Origin of the sequence: Vibrio sp. ZF57, from assembly GCF_001691235.1 — a bacterium.
Classification (GTDB): Bacteria; Pseudomonadota; Gammaproteobacteria; order Enterobacterales; family Vibrionaceae; genus Vibrio; species Vibrio crassostreae_C.
Genome location: NZ_MAKD01000065.1, coordinates 1 through 279 on the forward strand (window position 1 = coordinate 1; position 279 = coordinate 279).

The following is a 279-nucleotide window of genomic DNA, read 5'->3' on the forward strand; positions in this document are numbered from 1 at the left end:
CTGGATCACCTCCTTATACGAAGATATTTACGATGAGTACCCACACAGATTGATGGTTTAATAAGTTAAGAGTAGGAAATACTTTTCCAGATGGGGCTATAGCTCAGCTGGGAGAGCGCCTCGCTGGCAGCGAGGAGGTCTGCGGTTCGATCCCGCATAGCTCCACCATCTTTAAGTGTTCTTCCTTAAGAATCTTTAAAAATGGTTATTTCTTTTGAAATATCTAGCTCTTTAACAATTTGGAAAGCTGACTGATTGATTACTTACGAGTAATTCAAT

1 tRNA gene is annotated in these 279 nt (G+C 40.5%); it reads left to right on the forward strand.

Annotated features, from left to right (window positions below):
• Positions 1–92: 92 nt before the first annotated feature.
• Positions 93–168: transfer RNA gene (locus tag A6D97_RS07185), tRNA-Ala, on the forward strand.
• Positions 169–279: the final 111 nt, after the last annotated feature.